Source organism: Agromyces sp. NDB4Y10 (assembly GCF_001620055.1).
Taxonomy (GTDB): Bacteria; Actinomycetota; Actinomycetes; order Actinomycetales; family Microbacteriaceae; genus Agromyces; species Agromyces indicus.
Genome location: NZ_LQGY01000015.1, coordinates 22,950 through 38,985 on the forward strand (window position 1 = coordinate 22,950; position 16,036 = coordinate 38,985).

Here is a 16,036-nt window from a genome sequence, read left to right on the forward strand (position 1 = left end):
AGGGCCGGCCCGCATCTACTTGATGGGCACGATGACCACCGTGTCGCCGATCGTCACCTCGAGCGGCTCGGTGGTCGTCACGTCCATGGGCGTGGAGAACACGGTCGTGTGGGGCACGAAGTCCATCGTGCACGGCCGGTTCGGCTGCTCGGGCAGCACGGCCTCGACGGCGTTCCCCTCCCCCGCCTCCGCGGTCACGCGGAGCTCCGTCGGCACCACGGGGCACGTGGACGAGCCCCAGATCGTGATCGCCAGGCGACCGCCGTCGCGCAGCCAGATCACGTAGGGCTCGTCGCCGGTCGGCTCGGCGACCTCCTCCTCGGGCTCCTCCTCGCCCTCGGCGCCGGATTCGTCCTCCGACTCGACGTCGGCGCCCTCGTCCGTCTCCTCCTCGATGACGGGCAGGCCCGGGTAGTCCTCGATGGGCCCCGACCCGGGCGCGCACCCGGCCAGGAGGAGCACCGACGCCAGCGCGACGACGGCGAGCGGAAGACGGCGGACGGCGAGCTGCGGGGCGGCCATGCGCACATGCTAGCCCCGCGGCATCCGTCGTCGGCAGTGCCGCACGCCGGGAATCGCCTCGGAACCCGAGCGTAGGATTCGCAGCATGAGCAACCTCGAGCGTGATCCCGTCGAACTGCTCTGCCCGCCCGAGGCGCCCGAGGGGCCGGCGGTGCAGGTGCTCGAGTACCGCGAAGTGCCGCTCGGCGGCCCGCGCGCGATGCCCGTGCGGCGCACGCTCCCGCAGCGGGGCCGGACCACGATCGGCGCGTGGTGCTTCGCCGACCACTACGGCCCCGACGACGTCGCCGAGACCGGCGGCATGGTGGTGCCGCCGCATCCGCACACCGGCCTGCAGACCGTCAGCTGGCTGTTCGAGGGCGAGATCGAGCACCGCGACTCGACGGGCAGCCACGAGCTCGTGCGTCCCGGCGGGGTCAACCTCATGACGGCCGGGCGCGGCATCTCGCACTCCGAGGTGTCGACGCCGGGCACGACGCGGCTGCACGGCGTGCAGCTCTGGACGGTGCTGCCCGAGGACTCGCGCCACGTGGCGCCGTTCTTCGAGCACGCCGACACCTCGCCGTTCCAGGTGGGGGATGCGACCGTCCGGGTGTTCACGGGCGAGCTCGCGAACGGCCGGCCCGAGGCCGCCGACGCGACGACGGATGCCGCGGCCTCGCCGGTCACGGTGTTCAGCCCCCTGCTCGGCGCTCAGGTCGACCTGCCGGCGGGCGGCGTCGTCGACCTGCCGCTCGATCCGACGTTCGAGCACGGCGTGCTCGTCGACGCGGGGCCGGTCTCGATCGGGCTCCCGGGCACGGATGCCGCCACCGAGGTCCCCTGGGCGCAGCTGGCCTACCTCGAGCCCGGCCACGACCGGGTGCGCCTGCGGGCCGACGCGGACCCGGTGCGCGTGGTGCTGCTCGGCGGCGTGCCGTTCGGCGAGGAGATCGTCATGTGGTGGAACTTCATCGGCCGCTCGCACGAGGAGGTCGTGGAGTTCCGGCGGCGCTGGGAGTCGGACGTGATCGACCGGAACGACCCGGACGGTCCGTTCGGCACCGTGCCCGGGTACGACGGGGCCCCGCTGCCCGCGCCCGAACTCCCGACGGTGCGCCTGCGACCGCGGCGCTGACGCGCCGACGGCCGGCACCGCGCGGGGCGGTACCGGCCGTCGACTCGAGCAGCCCTCAGGCCACGGCGACCTGCGGGGCCGCGACCGTCTGCTCGACCTCGACCGGGCGGCGGCGCACCCACCGCTTGAGGGCGATGACCGTGAGGGCGGCCACCACCATGCCGGCGAGGATCGCGACGACGAACATGAGCAGGTTGCCGATCGCGAAGAACACGAAGATGCCGCCGTGCGGGGCCTGCGAGGTCACGCCAGCGCCCATGCAGATCGCGCCGGCGACGGCGCCGCCGAGGATCGAGGCCGGGATGACGCGGAACAGGTCGGCCGCGGCGAACGGGATGGCGCCCTCGGAGATGAACGCGGCGCCGAGCAGCCACGCCGCCTTGCCGTTCTCACGCTCGACCGGCGTGAACAGGCGGCGGTCGAGCACGGTGGCGAGGGCCATCGCGAGCGGCGGCACCATGCCGGCCGCCATGACCGCGGCCATGATGGTCCACGGCACCTGGTTGTCGATCGAGCCCGCGCCGAGACCGGCGACCGCGAACGAGTAGGCGACCTTGTTGACGGGTCCGCCGAGGTCGAAGCCCATCATCGCACCGAGGATCAGTCCGAGCACGATCGCCCCGGCGCCGGTGAGGCCCGACAGCCAGTCGTTCAGCGCGGTCGACAGGCTCGCGATCGGGCCGCCGAGCACGACGATCATGAGACCGGATGCGGCGATCGAGGCGACGAGCGGGATGATCACGACGGGCATGAGGCCCGCGAGCCAGCGCGGCACGTTGAGGCGGGCGAACCAGAGCGCCACGACACCCGCGAGGATGCCGCCGACGAGGCCGCCGATGAAGCCGGCGCCCATGAGGCCCGCGACGGCGCCCGCGACGAAGCCGGGCGCGATGCCGGGCCGGTCGGCGATCGCGTAGGCGATGTAGCCGGCGAGCGCCGGCACGAGGAAGCCCATCGAGATGGCGCCGATGGTGAAGAACACCGCGCCGAGGTACTCGAGGAAGCCGCCGTCGGGCAGGTTGAACAGCGAGTTGCCGAGCACGACCTCCTGCGCGTTGTCGGTGATGTCGTACCCGCCGAACAGGAAGCCGAGGGCGATGAGCAGGCCGCCGCCGGCGACGAACGGGATCATGTAGCTGACGCCCGTGAGCAGCACGCGCTTGATCTTCTGCCCGAGGTGCTCGTTCGCCTGGGACTCGGCGGCGCTCGCGGCGCCGGGCTCGGCGGCCACGCGGCGCGCGTTCGGGTCGGAGGACGCGGCGACGGCCTCGCGGATCATGCCCGCCGGGTCGTCGATACCGCGCTTGACGGGCCCCTGCACGACCGGCTTGCCGGCGAAGCGGGAGCGGTCCCGCACGTCGACGTCGACCGCGAACACCACGGCGTCGGCACGCTCGATCACGTCGCGCGCGAGCGGCGTCGCGCCCGACGAGCCCTGCGTCTCGACGTGCAGCTCGATGCCCTCGCGGTCGGCCGCGGCGCGCAGCGCGTCGGCGGCCATGTAGGTGTGCGCGATGCCGGTGGGGCAGGCGGTCACGGCGACGAGCACCGGGCGTCCGCCGTGAGCGGATGCCGCGGCATCCGTCGACCCGGCCGGCGCGGCGCCGGCGGCACCCGCGGCGGCGGCGGGCACGGGGGCGGGCGTCGCCTCGGGCTCGGGCGCCAGCGCCTCGTCGACGAGCCGGACGAACGTCGCGGTGTCGGGCGCGGAGCGCAGCGACGCGACGAAGTCCTCGCGGATGAGCGAGCGGGCGAGCGTCGAGAGCACCGCGAGGTGGTCCTGCGTCGACGCCGACGGCACCGCGATGAGGAACACCAGGTCGGCCGGCCCGTCGAAGGAGCCGAAGTCGACGCCCTCGGGCAGGCGGGCCGCGGCGAGCGTCGGCACGGTCACGGCGTCGGACTTCGCGTGCGGGATGGCGATGCCGCCGGGCACGCCGGTCGAGTCCTTCTCCTCCCGGGCCCAGGCGTCCGCGAAGAGCGCGTCGGTGTCGGTGGCGCGGCCGGCGGCCACGACCGCGCCGGCGAGGGCGCGGATGACGGCGGCCTTGTCGGCGCCGAGCGGCTCGTCGAGGCTGACGAGCCGCGGTTCGATGACGTCGGACATCGGGGGTTCCTCCTAGGAGACGACCGGGGCGACGGCGCCCCGGATTCGGGTGACGGTGATGGCGGAGGCGTCGGCGAGGTCCCGTGGGGGCACCGCCGAGCCGGGGAGCGACGCGGCGGCCGCGCCGTGGGCGACCGCCTGGGCGAGCGCCCGTTCGGGCCCCTCCCCCTCGGTCAGGGCGAGCAGGAAGCCCGCGAGCGAGCTGTCGCCGGCGCCGACCGTGCTGCGCGGCACGATGCGGGGCGCGGGGGCGAACCACGCGTGCTCGCCCTGCACGTGGACGGCGCCGACGGCGCCGAGCGTGACGAGCGACGAACGGATGCCGCGGGGTGCGAGCCGCGCGGCGACCTCGGCGACCCGGGCTGGGTCGGCCTCGAGGGCGTCGGGGTCGGGCGAGCCCGCGAGCTCGGCGAGTTCCTCGCCGTTCGGCTTGATGAGGTCGATCGGCTCGCCGGAGTCGAGCAGCGCCGCGAGCGGCGCCCCCGAGGTGTCGACGGCGACGCGGGCGGTGACGCCGGCGGCGCGGGCCTCGCGCACGAGGCGGACGTAGAAGTCGGGGGCGAGCGAGGGCGGCAGCGAGCCGGCGAGCACCAGCCACGCGGCATCCGTCGACTGCTCGATCACCGCGGCGACGAGGTCGGACTGCTCGGCCGCGGTGAGCTCGGGCCCGGCCTCGTTGAGCTTGGTGGTGACGCCCCCGGGCTCGGTGATCGTGATGTTCGAGCGGAGCCGGGCGGCGATGGGCACGGTCGACACGGGCACGCCCGCGGCGCGGATGGCGGCCACGAGCGGGTCGTCCGCACGCCCGGGCAGCACGGCGACGGAGTCGACGCCGGAGGCCGTGAGGGCGCGGGTCACGTTGACGCCCTTGCCGCCGGGCTCCTCGACGTCGCGCACGACCCGCTGCACCTCGCCTCGGCGGAGCTCGTGGTCGAGCTCGACGGTGCGGTCGAGCGACGGGTTGACGGTGAGCGTCACGATCATGCGACCCGCACCTCCACTTCGGCGTCGGCGAGCGCGGCGGCGAGCCGGCCGCCGGGCGGGGCATCGCTGATGAGCACGTCGACCTCGTCGAGGGCGGCGAAGCGCTGGAGCGCCTCGTCGTCGTGCTTCGACGCGTCGGCGAGCACGACGGCCAGCCGGGCGCGGTCGACCATGACGCGCTTGATCTGGGCCTCGAGCTCGTCGGGCGTCGAGAGCCCGAAGTCGGCGCTCACGCCGTTGGCGCCGAGGAACGCGATGTCGGGGCGGATCTCGGCGAGCTGGGCAACGGCCGCGGGGCCGACGGCGGCGCTCGTGATGCCGCGGACCGTGCCGCCGATGATGCGCACGACGAGGTTCGCGTTGCCGTGCAGCGCGGCGGCGATGGGGATGGAGTTCGTGTAGACGGTGAGCGGCGGGACGCCCGGGTCGGGCCGCCAGGCCGCGAGGGCGTCGGCGAGCGCACCGGTCGTCGTGCCCGCGTCGATGAGGATCGAGCCGGTGAAGGTGGGCGGTACCAGGGCGAGCGCCTCACGGGCGATCGCGCGCTTCGCGTCGGTGGCCCGGCTCGAGCGCTCGAGCACGGTCGTCTCGGCGATGCTGGCGCGGGAGGCGCTGACCGCTCCGCCGTGGACGCGGCGCGCGTGGCCGGCGCGCTCGAGGGCATCGAGGTCGCGGCGGATGGTCTCGGGGGTGACGCGCAGTTCGTCGGCGAGGTCGGCGACGGAGACCCGGCCGGTGCGGCCGAGGGCGGCGAGGATGTGCTCGTGTCGCTCCATCGCGTACATGCGTGGCCTCCTTGCCTGTGATCCTGCCGGCTTCTCTGCGGTTGTGTGAGTTTAGCTCCCCATTCTCGTGAAATGCAACTGTTTCGCAGAGATTCCCACACAAACAGACATTCGGAGCTGCGGACACGCGACGGCGCCGGGCGGAACTCGCGTTCCGACCGGCGCCGTGACCTCGCTCAGTTCGTTAGGGAGCCGGCACCTCCGTGCCCTCGCTACCCGCCCAGAACAGACCGCGAGCGATCTGGCTGTAGAGCCCGACCGGGTGCGTGCGGAAGTTCATCGACGAGCCGAACATGAGCACCCGGCTGCCCGCCGCGGTCTCGGCCGAGACCGCGGACGCCTGCCCGGCGGCGTTCGCCTGCGAGCGACCGCTCGAGTCGCGCCAGTGTCCCGACACGAACGGGTCGGCCGCGTCGTAGCGCTGCTCGACGACCGCGTTGGCCCCGAGGTTGGTGAACCACACGGCCGGGTACCCGAACGACGTCTCCATCGGGTAGGTGCCGAGCAGGCCGCCCTCGACCGGGTCCACGTTGAGGATGCCGTTCGAGCCGCTCGTGCCCGAGACCGCCGTCGACGTGACGAGGCCGAAGGTGTTCGCGAACGCGGCGATCGCCGTGCCCTCGCCCACCACGCCGCCGCCGGCGTCGAGGTACGCCTGGACCTTCGCCCGGCCGGCGGCCTGGGCGCCGCTGAAGCTCAGCGTGCCGCCGATCCACAGCACGTCGACGCCGTCGAGCGAGACCGCGCCGCTCTGCAGTCCGGCGGCCGTGACGTTCAGGACGTCGTGGAAGCCGAGGCGCCGGAGCGTCACGACCTCCTCGGCGCCGCCGGTGTACGCGACGCGGAGCTGGTCGAGGCCCGTGCTCTCCTCACTGGTGAGGCGCGACCCGTCCGACGCGGTGAAGGCCACGCCGTACTGCGTCGCCACCTCGGCGGCGGCGGCGCGACCCGCGGCATCCGCTCGCAGGATCACCGAGCCGTCCTCGAAGGCCGACACCGCGACGCCCGAGGCGAGCAGCGCGTTGATCGCCTGGTACTCGGCGACGCCGCTCGTGGCGAGCTCGAGGTACGCGCCCGTCGCGGGCACGGAGCCCGTCGGGGCCGCCTTCGAGACCTGCTCGAGCTTCACGCGCAGTGCCGGGTCGGTGGTGTCGCCGATCGCGTCGACGTCGGCACCCCACAGGAGCGCGAGGCTCCACGCGGAGATGTCGTACATGTCGGGCACCCGCGTCGAGATGTCGCTGCCGTCGGCGAGGAGCACGTTCGCCATGCCGCGCAGCGGCTGGTGCATGTCGACCACGTACGACCCGGCCGGGTAGTCGGTGCCGTCGGCCGAGAACGCGGCCTTGGCCCGGTGCACCTTGACGCCGTTCGCGATGAGCTGGTCGACCAGCCTCGCGGCATCCGTCGTCGAGCGCTGCGTGTCACCCACGGGGATCACGTACGCGCGCGGCACCTCGGTCGGGTAGACGTCGGTCTCGTCCCAGATCTCGGCCCACTCGTTCGGCGCCGGCACCGAGGCCGGGTCGATGTCGGCCGGGATCGGCTCGATCGGCTCGCCCGCCACGCCGCGACGGAAGATCTCGATCTGGTTCGACAGCAGCGCCTCGCGGTTGTCGACCACGTAGTCGACCGACGTCTCGACGACGACGTTCGACACCTGGATGTTCACCGCGGCGCGAGCGCTGTTCGCGGCGGCGTTCGCCGGGTTCGAGACCGCCTCCACGCGGCCGAGCGGCAGCTCGACGGTGTTCGTGATCGCACCTTGGTACGCGATGTACTGCGGGGTGAAGATCGGGGGCCAGTCGTCCCAACCCGAGCGGATGTCGCGGTAGGGGATCTTGATCTTGCCGGTGTTCGTGGTCGTCGCGCTGCCGTTCGGGGCGAGGTACGTGTTGCCCGGGATGTTCGCGTCGACGACGGCCCGCTCGATGGCGAGCGCGGCGGAGTACGCGTGCGGCAGGAACAGGTCGTACTCGTAGTTCTCACCGTGCGGCGGGCCGCAGGGCTCGACCTGGAGGACGCTCGTGTACCCGTGCAGGTCGACGTAGAACGTCGGCTGGATGACGCCAGTGAGGTCGCGGATGATGCGGGCCTCCGCGGTCGCGCCCGTGATCATGTCGCGGTTGGCGTCGAACCCGTCGGCCGTGGCCCGCTGGCCGAGCGCGCGGCCGTCGGGGTTGTTGGTCACCGTGAAGTAGAGCCGGTAGCCCTGGAGCAGCTCCTTGACCTCGCTGTACGGCGCGGTCGCGAGGTGCTCGATGTACTGCAGGACGGAGTCGGTGCCCTCCCACTCGTTGCCGTGGATGTTCGCGTTGAACCAGATCGGCACCTTGTACTGGCTGAGCAGGGCCGTGTTCTTGGCGGCGGCGGCCGGGTTCTCCTTGACCATCTGGCGGAACTGCGCCTGCTTGGTCGTCTGGCCGCGGTTCTCCTTCTCGGTGATCGTCACGAGATGGATGTCGCGGCCCTGCGCCGACTTGCCGACCACCTGGACCGAGATGCGGTCGCTGGCGGCCATGAGCGAGTTCAGCTTCGGGGCGATCTCGTCGTAGGGGATGACGCCGCGGTTGATCGAGACGTCGTTGGGATTGTCGGCGACCGTCTCGAGCACCGGCTGGTACGGGTAGCTCGTCGGCGGCGCGACGAGCGGGGAGACCGGCGTGACGATCGGGGCGGCGGGCGCGCCCTCGAGCGCGACCGCCGGGACGGAACCGGCGACGAGCGTCGCGGCCAGGACGGCCGTGATGCTCGCGCCCGCGATGGTGCGGTGGAACGACATACTGCTCCGTTTCTGCGGGACCTCGGTGACCCGCGGGCCCTCGGGGATCACCGGGGGCACGCGAGCCGCGCACGACCGGATGGTGAGATCGTGCGCGGGAAAGCGGTGCCACTCACCTTGTCATGCGGCGGCGGCGTCTTCCAGACCGGAACGTTGCGTTCTGATCAAGATTCTTGCGCGATCGTGGCGCGGAGGCGCGAAGCGGGCACGCTGAGGATCGCCGGGGCGGCGCGCAGTTGCAGCGAGCCTATGCGCTGGCATGTTTCCGGCGCATGTCCCCCGTCCCGGACGCGGGCGCACGCGCACCGCGCGCTACTGCAGCGCCGAGGTGAGCCGGGCGAGGTTGTCGAGGATGGTCGACCGCAGCGGCTGCTGCATCCACTCGTCGAGGGTGAGCTCGCGGCTGTCCCGTCGGTAGCCGTCCTCGACCGCGCGCATCTCGCGCACGAAGGACGCCCCGCGGACCAGCAGCGACACCTCCATGTTGAGCTCGAACGACCGGATGTCCATGTTGCTCGAACCGATCACCGCCACGTCGTCGTCGATCGTGAAGTGCTTGGCGTGCAGGATGAACGGCGCCTTGTACATGTAGATGCGCACCCCAGCCCGCAGCAGCGCCTCGTAGTACGACCGTTGCGCGTGGTACACGAGGGCCTGGTCGCCGATCTCGGAGACGAACAGCTCGACGTGCACGCCGCGCTGCGTCGCGCCGCTGATCGCCCGGAGCATCGCCTCGTCGGGCACGAAGTAGGGGCTCGTGATGATGATGCGCTCCCTGGCCGCGTACAGCAGCGCGAGGAACAGCTTGAGGTTGTTCTCGTTCTGGTAGCCGGGCCCGCTCGGCACGACCTGGCAGTCGAGGTTCTGCAGCTCCGACTCCTGCTCGAACGGGATCAGCTCGTCACGCGACGGCGCCTCGCCCGTCTCGAGGTACCAGTCGGTGGCGAAGATCGCGTCGAGGCCCGACACGATGGGCCCCTCGACCTCGGCGACGAGCTCCTGCCACTTGAGTCCGCGCCGGAGGTTGCTGCGCTTGTGGTAGCTCCGGTCGATGACGTTCTGCGAACCCATGTAGGCGATCTCGCCGTCGACGACGAGGATCTTGCGGTGGTTGCGCAGGTCGGGTCGCTGGTACCGGCCCTTGAGCGGCTGCACGGGCAGCATGAGCTGCCACTCGATGCCGAAGTCGGTGAGGCGGCGCAGCGTGCGCTTGTAGCCCTTCACGCGGCGGGACGCGATGTGGTCGAGCAGCACGCGGACCTCGACGCCGCGCGCGGCCGCGTTGCCGAGCGCGTCGATGAAGCGGGCCGTGGTCGAGTCGTACGCGAAGATGTAGAACTCCGCGTGCACGTACCGGGTGGCCCGGTCGACCGCGTCGGCCATCGCGTCGAGCGACGCCTCGTAGTCGCCGATGAGCCTCGCGCCGTTCTGCCCGATGAGCGGCATCGCGCCGAGGTTGCGGTTCAGCCGCACGACGCCCTCGAACCAGTCCGGCCAGGCCGAGCTGTCGCTCACGCGCTCGACGCCGTGGGTGCTCTCGCGGATGAACCGGTCCACCTGCTCCTGCTTGTCGCGCCGCGACTTCGGGAGCTTCGGGTTGCCGATCAGCAGGAAGAACAGGATGCCGATGTAGGGGATGAAGAAGATGGCGAGCAACCACGCCATGCCCGCGGTGGGGCGCCGGTTGCGCGGCACGACGATGATCGCGATGATCCGGACGACGAGGTCGATGAGCAGCAGGATGCCGCCGATGAGGGCCGTCGTCTGCGCCGGCGTCATCCCCGGTTACGCGGCCCGGTGCTCGCCGGTGCGCTTCGCGCGCTCCTCGGCCTCGATCCGGGCGTAGGCGTCGCGCTCGTGGCGGTCGGCGCGCACGACCGCGCGCATCACGAACCAGAACATGAGTCCGATGAGCACGGTCGGAGCCACCGACCAGATGGCGTTCGCCCAGAATTCGTCCATAGCCGTTCCAGAATACGGGGGTTTCCTCGGGTTCGCTGGGTGCGGGTCGCCCCAGCTCGGGGTACGGCGAGCGGATGCCGCGGCGTCAGCCTCCGGTGACGATGCCCCAGATGCCCGAACCGAGCAGGTACAGGCCGATCGCGCCGACGATGACCCAGATCGCGACGCGCGCGAAGGAGGGCTGCCGCGGGTCGCGCTCGGGCTCGAGCTCCTTCTTGGGGAGGTAGTCGTTCATCGCGTCATCCGTTCGATTCGGGGCCGGTCACTTCACGAGGGGGAACAGGATCGTCTCCCGGATGCCGAGCCCGGTGATGGCCATGAGGAGGCGGTCGATGCCCATGCCCATGCCGCCCGTCGGGGGCATGCCGAACTCGAGCGCACGCAGGAACTCCTCGTCGAGGCGCATCGCCTCGGGGTCGCCGCCCGCGGCGAGACGCGCCTGTTCGACGAACCGCTCGCGCTGCACGACCGGGTCGACGAGCTCCGAGTAGCCGGTCGCGAGCTCGAAGCCGCGCACGTAGAGGTCCCACTTCTCGACGACGCCGGGGATGCTGCGGTGCTGGCGCACGAGCGGCGACGTGTCGAGCGGGAAGTCCATCACGAACGTCGGGCGCTCGAGGCCCGGCTTCACGTGGTGCTCCCAGAGCTCCTCGACGTACTTGCCCGGCAGCGGGTGGTCGATCTCGATGTCGACCGCCGCGGCGAGCTCCTGCAGGCGAGACATCGGCGTCTCGGGCGTGATGCGCTCGCCGACCGCGTCCGACAGCGAGTCGTACATCGACAGCCGCTCCCAGTCGCCGCCGAGGTCGTACTCGGTGCCGTCGGCCCACGTGACGACGTGGGATCCCGACACGGCGTGCGCGGCGTCCTGGATGAGCCGCTGGGTGAGGTCGGCGATCGAGTGGTAGTCGCCGTACGCCTCGTAGGCCTCGAGCATCGCGAACTCGGGACTGTGCGTCGAATCGGCGCCCTCGTTGCGGAAGTTGCGGTTGATCTCGAACACGCGCTCGATGCCGCCGACGACCGCGCGCTTCAGGTACAGCTCGGGCGCGATGCGCAGGTACAGCTCGGTGTCGAACGCGTTCGAGTGCGTGACGAACGGCCGCGCCGACGCGCCGCCGTGCATGACCTGCAGCATGGGCGTCTCGACCTCGACGAAGCCGAGCTCGGTGAACGTGCGGCGCAGGCTCGCGTTGACGGCGGCCCGGTCGAGCACGTTGCGGCGCGCCTGATCGCGCGCGATCAGGTCGAGGTACCGGCTGCGGACCCGCGTCTCCTCGGAGAGCTCGTGGTGCAGGTTCGGCAGCGGGTTGATGGCCTTCGCCGCCATCCGCCACTCGCTCACCATGATCGACAGCTCGCCCCGGCGGCTCGTGATCACCTCGCCCGCGACGAACACGTGGTCGCCGAGGTCGACGAGCTCCTTCCACGCCGCGAGCGACTCCTCGCCCACCTCGCCGAGCGAGACCATCGCCTGGATACGGCTGCCGTCGCCCGACTGCAGCGCGGCGAAGCACAGCTTGCCGGTGTTGCGCAGGTGCACCACGCGCCCCGCCACGCCCACGGTTTCGCCGCTGCGCTCGTCGACGCCGAGACCCACGAACCGGTCGCGCACCTCGGGGATCGACGACGTGATCGGCAGGCTCACCGGGTAGGCGCCCGCGCCGAGGTCGTCGGATGCCGCGTTGAGCCGCTCGCGCTTGGCCAGACGCACAGCCTTCTGCTCCGAGATCTCCTCGGCGGTCGGCTCGTGCGTGGTCTCGTCGGCCATGTGGACTCCGGAATCGGTCGGCGGGGGCGTGGGGAGGCGGCATCCGTTCGCGGACGCCAGAGAACAGCGTAGCCCGCCGCCCCCGGCCGAGCCTGACCGGTGCCCGGATGCCGCGGCGTTCAGCCCAGCGAGATGACCGCGTTGTCGATGAGCCGCGTCGAGCCCACGCGCGCCGCGACGAGCACGAGCGCCTCGCCGCGCGCCTCCTCCCCGACGGGGAGGAACGTCTCGGGGTCGACGACCACCAGGTAGTCGAGCTCGACGCCGTCGTGGTCGCCGAACGCGGCCGCCGCCTCGGCGAGCACCTCGTCGAGCCCCTCGGCGCCCACGGCCTCGGCGGCGGCGAGCGACTCCGACAGCAGCAGCGCCGCGCGGCGCTGGTCGCCCTCGAGGTACCGGTTGCGACTCGACATCGCCAGCCCGTCGGGCTCGCGGACGGTCGGCACCACCTCGATCGCGAGCGGCACGTCGAGCTCGCGCACCATCCGGCGCACCAGGAACACCTGCTGGGCGTCCTTCTGCCCGAACACCGCGTGGTCGGGACGGACGATGTTGAACAGCTTCGCGACGACGGTGAGCATGCCGTCGAAGTGCCCGGGGCGGGAGGCGCCCTCGTACAGCTCGCCGATGCGGCCGGCCGTCACGCGCGTCTCGACGGCCCCCTCGGGGTACATCTCGTCGGGCGACGGCGCGAAGACGAGCTCGACGCCGTGCGCGCCGAGCGCGGCGAGGTCGGCCTCGAGCGTGCGGGGGTACCGGTCGAGGTCCTCCCCCGCGCCGAACTGGAGCGGGTTCACGAAGATCGACACCACGACCACATCGGCAACCTCGCGGGCGCGGCGCACGAGCGCGAGATGCCCGTCGTGGAGCGCGCCCATCGTCGGCACGAGCGCCACGCGGCGCCCGGCGGCGCGGTGCGCGTCGACCTCGTCGCGGATCCCGGCGACCGTGTCGACCACCCGAGGTGCGACGACGACGGATGCCGCCGTGCCACCCGCCCGGCCCCCACCGACCCTGCGCTCGCTCACCTGTCACCTCCGGACGGCCGTGCGTCGTCGGCCCCGTCGATCGTAGTCGCCCCGCCGTCGACCGTCGGACCGGGGTCGTGCCGCGCGAGCGCGTTCTCGACCGAGCTGCGCACGAGCGACGCGAGCACGGAGCCCGCCCGCGCCACGCCGATCCCCTCGAGGATGCCGGCCGCCTGGTCGACGATCGCGCTCGAGAACGAGACCGCGGTGTCGACCGCGTCCGCGTACGCGCCGCGATCCTCCTCGGCGACGACGAACGGCTCGCCGCCCATCTCGACCGCGAGCGCCTGGGCGATCGGCAGCACCGGCGCCGGCGCCGTCACCGCGAACCACGTGCCGGCCAAGCGCGTGAGGTCGATGCTCGTGCCCGTGAACGTCATGGCCGGGTGGATCGCCAGCGGGATGGCCCCGGACCGCAGCGCGGGGGCGAGCACGTCGACGCCGTAGCGCGCGGCCGTGTGGAGGACGAGCTGACCCGGGCGCCAGGCTCCCGCCGCGGCGAGGCCCTCGACGAGGGGCGCCAGTTCGTCGGCGGGCACCGCGAGCAGCACGAGTTCGCTGCGCTCGATGATCTCGGGGATGGGCAGGACGGGGACGTCGGGCAGCATCGCCGCAGCGCGCTCGCGGCTCGCGTCGGACACGGCGGAGATGCCGGTGAGCGCGTGGCCGGCGCCCGCGAGCGCCGAGGCGAGCACCGCGCCGACCCGGCCGGCCCCGATCGTGCCGACGCCGAGGCGGCCCGCCCGTCGGTCAGCGACCATCGGCGGTCACCCCCCAGCGGTCGGTGCGGTCCCGAAGGGCGCGTGCGACGGATTCGGCGGCGAGCGCCTCGAACGCGGCATCCGCATCGGCCCGGTCGAGCGCGGGCACCTCGGCCGTCACGGGGCCCATCACGGTGTGGATGCGCAACGAGGCGACGCGGAGGGCGCGCCGGACGGGACCCGCCGCGATCGCCACCGACTGCATGCGCGCGAGCGGCACGAGCACGGCGCTGCGGACGAGCAGTCCGCGTCGGAGCAGCGCGAGCCCGCCGTGCACGGCGAGCCCGATCCGCCGCCACGAGAACGGACGGATCCAGGCGGCCCGTCCCGGCGCGACGAGGAAGCCCGCGGTCGGCCCGGAGCCGGTCATGCCGGCGAGCAGCAGGTGGTCGAGCGTCGGATCGGCATCGGGCACGAACAGGCCCACCACCCGGCGGACGTCGTCGATCGTGCCGACGGGGAGCACGAGGGTGCGCTGGATCCCGTCGTTGCCGGCGGCGAGCGACTGCCCGGCGACGTTGATGCGGATGCTCCACCAGCCGAACGGACGCCAGAGCAGCCACTGGGTCGCCTCGATCGCGTGCACCCGCCCCGGCGGGATCGTCTGGTTCGCGGTCGACAGCAGGCCCGAGCCGATGCGCACGCCGTCGGCCGTGCCGGCGATCGAGTAGCGCAGCGACTTCGTGATGCGCGACCACAGGTAGCTGATCAGGCCGATGGCCGCGGGCACGAACGTGAACAGCACCCATGGCGCGCCGCTGATCACGCCCGTGGTGATGACCACGACGAGCACGGCGAACCAGATCATCGAGCCGCCGAGGAGCGCCGACGCGATCACGCGCGGCAGGGGCAGCCGGACGATGGACTCCGGCGGTGCGAGCGACGGGTCGAGCTCGGGCGCGCGGAACTCGTCGACGCGGCGGCCGACGAGCTGGCCGGCGCGGGCTGCGAGCGTGCCCGGCTCCCCCGCCTCCGCCTCGACGTCGGTCGCGGGCTCGGCCCCGGTCGCCCCGGCGCCCCGCGCCCCGGAGGCGAGGCGGAGCAGGTCGGCCCGGAGCCGTTCCGCCTGCGCCGAGCCGAGGTACGCGAGGTCGACGTTGCCCGACTGCCCGGCCACCGACACGTCGAGCTTCGCGGTGCCGAACAGCCGCGCGAAGAGCGGTCGGTTGAGGTTGATGCCCTGCACGCGGTCGAGCCGGGCGCTGCGGTGCGAGCGGAACAGGATGCCGCTGCGGACCTCGAGCGCCTCGGAGGTCACGCGGAAGGTGTGCATGCGCCACGCGAGGTGGAATCCGGCGATCACGAGGACGATGACGACCGCGAGGGCCACGAGCGCCCAGCCGATGAGCCCGTTGACCACGATCCCGCCGATCGGGTCCTCGGCCCAGTCGCCGCTCCATCCGGCGGAGGGCTCGAACCGGTCATCGGGCGCGACGGGCGCGAACAGCAGCAGGAAGACCTCGACGACGCGTTCGCGCAGGTTGGCGATCACGAATCCGAGCACGGCGAGGAAGACGAGTCCGCCGCGCAGGAGCGGACTCGCCGGATGCAGGCGGTGCCACTCGCCGTCGGCGAGATCGCGCACCGGTGTCCTGGGGCCGGTCCCGGTCACAGCCCCGCCCGGCGCGTCTCGGCGAGGGCGACGAGTTCGTCGCGCAGCCGCTCCGCCTCCTCGAGCGGCAGGCCGGGCAGCGTGACCGCGGTCGCGGCGGCGGCCGTGACGAACTTCAGGTCGGCGAGGCCCAGCGCGCGCGAGACCGGACCGCGCGTGATGTCGACGAGCTGCATGCGGCCGTAGGGCACCGCCACCTGCCGCTGGAACATGATGCCGCGCCGGAAGACGAGGTCGTCGGCGCGGAGCCGGTACCCGATCGAGCGCACCCGGCGCGGTTCGAGCGCGATGGCGACGAGCGCGATCGCACCGATCGCGGCGGCGGCCCACCAGAGGACGGGCAGGTCGAGCCAGGTTCCCGCGACGAGGAGCACGGCGACGGTGATGCCCGAGCCGATCACCGATCCCACGACCTCGACGACGACGTGCTTGGGCGAGACGCGTCGCCAGTCGGCGTCGATCTCGCGGGGCGCGGCCGGCGGCGCGGGCGGCATGGGCGGCGGCACCGGCGGCATCGCCGGGGATGCGGGCGGCATCGCCGGGGGCGCGAGTTCGGGCGCCGGCGGGGCGGGCGCCGGCGACCCGGAGCTCGGCCCGGCCGAGCG

General features: G+C 72.8%; 14 protein-coding genes. 1 reads left to right on the plus strand and 13 read right to left on the minus strand.

Annotated elements, in window-relative coordinates; translation table 11 throughout:
- Nucleotides 1–15 precede the first annotated feature (15 nt).
- Complete coding sequence (locus AVP42_RS04590; RefSeq protein WP_067946583.1) at nucleotides 16–522, minus strand: hypothetical protein; 507 nt, start codon at nucleotides 520–522, stop codon at nucleotides 16–18.
- An 85-nt stretch (nucleotides 523–607) separates the two neighbouring features.
- Between AVP42_RS04590 and AVP42_RS04595 the strand changes: the two genes are divergently transcribed.
- Nucleotides 608–1,639, plus strand: a complete 1,032-nt coding sequence (locus tag AVP42_RS04595) for a pirin family protein (protein WP_067946584.1) — start codon at nucleotides 608–610, stop codon at nucleotides 1,637–1,639.
- Between the two features lie 55 nt (nucleotides 1,640–1,694).
- On the opposite strand, the gene AVP42_RS04600 is transcribed toward AVP42_RS04595, so the two are convergent.
- The 12 genes from AVP42_RS04600 to AVP42_RS04645 form a co-directional block, all read right to left on the minus strand.
- Nucleotides 1,695–3,746 (minus strand): fructose-specific PTS transporter subunit EIIC, encoded by a 2,052-nt coding sequence (locus tag AVP42_RS04600; RefSeq protein WP_067946586.1) that lies wholly within the window; start codon nucleotides 3,744–3,746, stop codon nucleotides 1,695–1,697.
- Between the two features lie 12 nt (nucleotides 3,747–3,758).
- Nucleotides 3,759–4,730, minus strand: coding sequence for a 1-phosphofructokinase family hexose kinase (locus AVP42_RS04605; protein ID WP_067946588.1), 972 nt, complete (start codon nucleotides 4,728–4,730; stop codon nucleotides 3,759–3,761).
- Complete coding sequence (locus tag AVP42_RS04610) at nucleotides 4,727–5,515, minus strand: DeoR/GlpR family DNA-binding transcription regulator (RefSeq protein ID WP_067946591.1); 789 nt, start codon at nucleotides 5,513–5,515, stop codon at nucleotides 4,727–4,729. The genes AVP42_RS04605 and AVP42_RS04610 overlap by 4 nt, the downstream gene beginning before the upstream one ends.
- A 184-nt stretch (nucleotides 5,516–5,699) precedes the next feature.
- Nucleotides 5,700–8,297 (minus strand): M14 family zinc carboxypeptidase, encoded by a 2,598-nt coding sequence (locus AVP42_RS04615; protein ID WP_067946593.1) that lies wholly within the window; start codon nucleotides 8,295–8,297, stop codon nucleotides 5,700–5,702.
- 312 nt (nucleotides 8,298–8,609) lie between these two features.
- The gene (gene cls / locus AVP42_RS04620; protein WP_067946595.1) at nucleotides 8,610–10,076 is read right to left on the minus strand and encodes a cardiolipin synthase; all 1,467 of its coding nucleotides are present in this window, start codon (nucleotides 10,074–10,076) and stop codon (nucleotides 8,610–8,612) included.
- Nucleotides 10,077–10,082: 6 nt separating this feature from the next.
- Nucleotides 10,083–10,259 carry a hypothetical protein gene (locus AVP42_RS16605; RefSeq protein WP_197466956.1) on the minus strand — a complete coding sequence of 59 codons (177 nt, stop codon included), beginning with the start codon at nucleotides 10,257–10,259 and terminating at the stop codon, nucleotides 10,083–10,085.
- An 85-nt stretch (nucleotides 10,260–10,344) separates the two neighbouring features.
- Entirely contained in the window at nucleotides 10,345–10,494 is a 150-nt protein-coding gene (locus AVP42_RS16405) for a hypothetical protein (protein ID WP_157356727.1), read from the minus strand.
- A gap of 27 nt (nucleotides 10,495–10,521) precedes the next feature.
- Nucleotides 10,522–12,030 (minus strand): lysine--tRNA ligase, encoded by a 1,509-nt coding sequence (gene lysS / locus AVP42_RS04625; protein WP_067946597.1) that lies wholly within the window; start codon nucleotides 12,028–12,030, stop codon nucleotides 10,522–10,524.
- Between the two features lie 119 nt (nucleotides 12,031–12,149).
- Nucleotides 12,150–12,968, minus strand: a complete 819-nt coding sequence (gene panC / locus AVP42_RS04630; RefSeq protein ID WP_231878544.1) for a pantoate--beta-alanine ligase — start codon at nucleotides 12,966–12,968, stop codon at nucleotides 12,150–12,152.
- A gap of 86 nt (nucleotides 12,969–13,054) precedes the next feature.
- Complete coding sequence (locus AVP42_RS04635) at nucleotides 13,055–13,819, minus strand: Rossmann-like and DUF2520 domain-containing protein (RefSeq protein ID WP_067946601.1); 765 nt, start codon at nucleotides 13,817–13,819, stop codon at nucleotides 13,055–13,057.
- Complete coding sequence (locus AVP42_RS04640; protein ID WP_067946603.1) at nucleotides 13,809–15,404, minus strand: PH domain-containing protein; 1,596 nt, start codon at nucleotides 15,402–15,404, stop codon at nucleotides 13,809–13,811. Before AVP42_RS04640 ends, AVP42_RS04635 begins: the two co-directional genes overlap by 11 nt.
- A 23-nt stretch (nucleotides 15,405–15,427) precedes the next feature.
- The gene (locus tag AVP42_RS04645) at nucleotides 15,428–15,925 is read right to left on the minus strand and encodes a PH domain-containing protein (protein WP_067946605.1); all 498 of its coding nucleotides are present in this window, start codon (nucleotides 15,923–15,925) and stop codon (nucleotides 15,428–15,430) included.
- Between the last annotated feature and the right edge of the window lie 111 nt (nucleotides 15,926–16,036).

Bases quoted from the DNA above. Each gene is read 5' to 3' on its own strand.
- AVP42_RS04600 (WP_067946586.1), bottom strand. From the start codon at position 3,746: ATGTCCGACGTCATCGAACCGCGGCTCGTCAGCCTCGACGAGCCGCTC.
- AVP42_RS04645 (WP_067946605.1), bottom strand. From the start codon at position 15,925: ATGCCGCCCGCGCCGCCGGCCGCGCCCCGCGAGATCGACGCCGACTGG.
- AVP42_RS04615 (WP_067946593.1), bottom strand. From the start codon at position 8,297: ATGTCGTTCCACCGCACCATCGCGGGCGCGAGCATCACGGCCGTCCTG.
- AVP42_RS04610 (WP_067946591.1), bottom strand. From the start codon at position 5,515: ATGTACGCGATGGAGCGACACGAGCACATCCTCGCCGCCCTCGGCCGC.
- AVP42_RS16605 (WP_197466956.1), bottom strand. From the start codon at position 10,259: ATGGACGAATTCTGGGCGAACGCCATCTGGTCGGTGGCTCCGACCGTG.
- AVP42_RS04590 (WP_067946583.1), bottom strand. From the start codon at position 522: ATGGCCGCCCCGCAGCTCGCCGTCCGCCGTCTTCCGCTCGCCGTCGTC.
- AVP42_RS04635 (WP_067946601.1), bottom strand. From the start codon at position 13,819: ATGGTCGCTGACCGACGGGCGGGCCGCCTCGGCGTCGGCACGATCGGG.
- AVP42_RS04595 (WP_067946584.1), top strand. From the start codon at position 608: ATGAGCAACCTCGAGCGTGATCCCGTCGAACTGCTCTGCCCGCCCGAG.
- AVP42_RS04605 (WP_067946588.1), bottom strand. From the start codon at position 4,730: ATGATCGTGACGCTCACCGTCAACCCGTCGCTCGACCGCACCGTCGAG.
- cls (WP_067946595.1), bottom strand. From the start codon at position 10,076: ATGACGCCGGCGCAGACGACGGCCCTCATCGGCGGCATCCTGCTGCTC.
- AVP42_RS16405 (WP_157356727.1), bottom strand. From the start codon at position 10,494: ATGAACGACTACCTCCCCAAGAAGGAGCTCGAGCCCGAGCGCGACCCG.
- lysS (WP_067946597.1), bottom strand. From the start codon at position 12,030: ATGGCCGACGAGACCACGCACGAGCCGACCGCCGAGGAGATCTCGGAG.